This is a genomic window from uncultured Dokdonia sp., from assembly GCF_947492535.1.
Lineage (GTDB): Bacteria > Bacteroidota > Bacteroidia > Flavobacteriales > Flavobacteriaceae > Dokdonia.
This window is the reverse complement of sequence record NZ_CANLNH010000035.1, coordinates 1-3,572: the sequence shown is the minus strand read 5'-3', so window position 1 is coordinate 3,572 and position 3,572 is coordinate 1. Positions and strand designations below refer to the sequence as shown.

Annotated in this window: 1 protein-coding gene; it reads right to left on the bottom strand. The window is 37.5% G+C overall.

Features of this window, described 5'->3' with window-relative positions:
* A partial coding sequence (locus Q1A60_RS21425; protein WP_300008484.1) for a TonB-dependent receptor plug domain-containing protein occupies window positions 1-3,572 on the bottom strand: 3,572 nt, incomplete at both ends.

Here is a 3,572-nt window from a genome sequence, read left to right as displayed (position 1 = left end):
TCTCCCTCATCTCCTAAATACTGTATATTAATCAACCATTCGCCACTCGGTGCATCATCGATGATAAACTCCTCCGATTGATAGCCCTGTGCTTGCTCACCTTCAAGCCTATCTCTATTCTCTTGTAACGTATGTGTCCACTTAAAGAATTTCTTGTCTGGATTTACAAACTGAAACTCAAATGGCACTGATCTATCTGACCAATCAATCACCATACGAATGTCTATATCAAAATCTGTACGTAACCACTCATTTGGAAAACGACTATAATCTACCTTGTCCTTATGTAATGCTAACAAATGACTCAATTCATTGCGTAATGTCTTCTCTAATCCTGTAAAGTCAACACCCTTGATCTGCTCTCCTAGCATGTTATAATATAATTCCAATGCTTCATTATACTTCCCAATCTCTTGGTATACTAAGGCCAAATCTCTATACGATTGTGCCTCTGATGGTGCTATCTTTAAAATACGCTCATACACCAATGCCGCTTTCTCATAGTCTCCCGATGCCTCATAGATATAACATAAGGTACGTAAGGCTTTGGTATTATTTCTTGATATATATGCCAAGTCTGCGCGTACTTGATCGGCCATCTTACTATTGATCCCATCAAAATATTGTGCTACATCTACATAAAACTCTAAAGGAGATTCCTGTGTTCTTGAAATACGTTGATACTTCTCAAATCGATCCCCTATGTTTGGTATTTCGCGTAAGCGTAAAATATATTCTGGTAAGGTAGAGGTATCTAACGTTCTAGTAGAGGATTCTGTATACTCATTACCACTCACCAAGGCTGATTTCTGTGCCTTCTTTGCCTTGTCTTGGAAACTAACTTCCTTCGTCTTTATTAAAAAGGCGCCACCTGCTGCTAAACTTCCATAACGGGACGTAGCTGTCGTAGATTTTAATACCGTAATACTTGCTATTTGTTGTACATCTAAAAAGTTAGGAGGGTCTTGATAGGGCGTACCATTGACAATCCAAATAGGAGGGACTTCTGTCAAAACAGATTGTGTACCACCTCGTATTTTATAAACGACTTCACTACCGCTATACAATCCACCTTCTACAGAAACGCCAGAAACCTTTCCAGTAATAAGCTGTCGTAAATTGGTAGCTCCAGCTGCAAAATCATCTTCTGTAAGCTCTGAAGCAGCATAACCTAATTTGTCTTTATTAACACGCTTGCCATCATTGCTCTCTATCGTATTATCTACGCGTTTCCCTCCTGAGACTACGATCTCATCTAACTCATCATTCTTTGGCGTAAGTTCAATACTTCCCACATTTTGTGTCTCTATCAAAACTTCTTTAGCAAACATTCCTGCTTTACTTACCACTAGTACATCGCCTAAAGAGGCCTTTATCTTAAAAGTACCTTGAGCATCGGTATAGACCTCGTCAAAACTCCCTTTACGCGTAATCGTTGCATCTTCTAAAAAACCTCTCGGAGATCGGATTACACCACTTACTAATACCTTAGATGAACTCCCTAATAAAGGATCTGATAAGGATTTTACTTCTTCTTCAGCATAATCATTGCCTTCAACTAACGCAGAAGGAATCTCTTTTGCGCTTCCGCTTGCAAAATTACTTGTCGTAATTTCTACAACACCACTTCCTCCTAAAGTCCCATAACGTATAGATCCCATTACAGATTTTATTATAGAAACGCTCTCTACGTGATCTGGGCTTACAAAAGGCCTTGGTGTTCCAGGTGGAAATATCGATCCATCTATAACGATAAGCATTGATCCATTTCTTCCAAAAACAGTGAGTCCTTCTCTTGGGTCTTCTTTTGCGGTAATTCCTGCAAACTTTCCATTTAATGCTGCTCCTAAATCTGGTGCTCCAGGAGAGATATCTTCTCTTCGTAATACTTTTATATCATAGCCTACTTTATCTCTATTTTCTAGTCCCCAAGCTGTCTGCACCTTTTCTTTTTCTTCTTTTTCTCTTCCATTAGCATTAAGTACAACTTCATCTAACACATCATTTTTAGGAACTAAATCAATTGTATACGATGATTTATCCCCAATTACAAAGCTTTTAGGGTACATCCCTAAATAGTAAACAATCCATTCCTCTCCTTCACTTGACGAGATTTTAAAACTTCCATCTGCCTTCGAAATATACTCTTCAAAAGTTCCCTTTTTTACAATTGTAGCGCCTTGAATAGGTTTTCCTAAACTTGTTATTTTTCCCGTAATTTGAGTCTTTCCAGAAATTACCCCTCCAGAAATCTCTGTTACATCTTCTGTATATTCATTTCCTTTTACAAGTGCTGAATTTCCTCTCTTCTTTTTAGATAACGCTACGACTTTAGTTGTTATAATAACAGCAAAACCTTCTATGATAGGGCCATAACGACTTGTCATAGTAGGAGAATCTTTTATAATAATAGACTCTATATCTTTATCTACAATAGCAAGCGCTTCATCTATATTAACCACTCTTCTACCGTTAATATAAAAGTCTGGACTTACGTTTTTTATAAGTAATTGTACTCCTGTAGGTGTGTATACAATACGAACTCTTTTAAAATTATCTCTGATAACATATTCTAGTGTTTTAGCATTGAGTGTTATATCATCAGCTGTTATATAACGGTCAAGTGCTCCTGTGACTCCGCCTGGAATATCTGATATTCTTCTTCCTCTTATTTCTTTATCTCCTACAATAATTCGCTCGATCTTTTTCTCTATAACCACTTCATCTAACACATTATTTTCTGGTAATAATTCAACCTGAATAAGCTTTTGATCTGATACTAATACATCTTTAGGAAACATTCCTAAATACCGAAATTGTAATATATCTCCGTCACTTGCTGGTACTTCAAAACTCCCATTTGCTTTAGTAAGGTATTCTGTCAAATCTCCCTTCTTACTAATAGATACTTCTTGTAATGGCTTCCCTAAACTCTCTACACGTCCACGTATCATTGAGACTTGGGATTTCTGAGCTGTTTCTTTAGTAGTAGACACTTGACCAGTATAGGCTTGTAATGAACTAAACCTTCCTTGTGTGTATGAAGCCAATGAACGCATATAGTCTACCTCAACATCAATGTTCTTACCCGCAATAGCATACACAGGAACGTCTTGAGACACTTTTAACGTTCCATAATTAGGGTTCCCATTAGAACTCAATATCACAGCATCTGCAGTTGCAATATCCAATACATCATAGTTAGAAGGACCGTTGTAGATCAAACTGTTTACGCTTTCGCGAAAGCGGGAAATGTCTCCATTACGAATCGTAATCAACTCCTCACTTCTCACCTTGTAATCAAATACCACAAGTCGTAGCTTCAACTCTTTATACGCCGAAGCATAATTCTGTACATACCTAACCTCCGCTTCGATATCTCTACCTTGCATATCTTCTGAAACATCCCAAAAAACAACTAGATCGTTAATCTGTGTCTGTTTTTCCTTCTTAGAGCTTGGTTGTAATTCTATCTTGCTAGATCTATTAAACAGTGTACGAACCTTTTCTGCATCTAAGTGTACAGATTCATAACCCGTAGCACCAACTACAAGTTTACTGTCTGAAGTTAA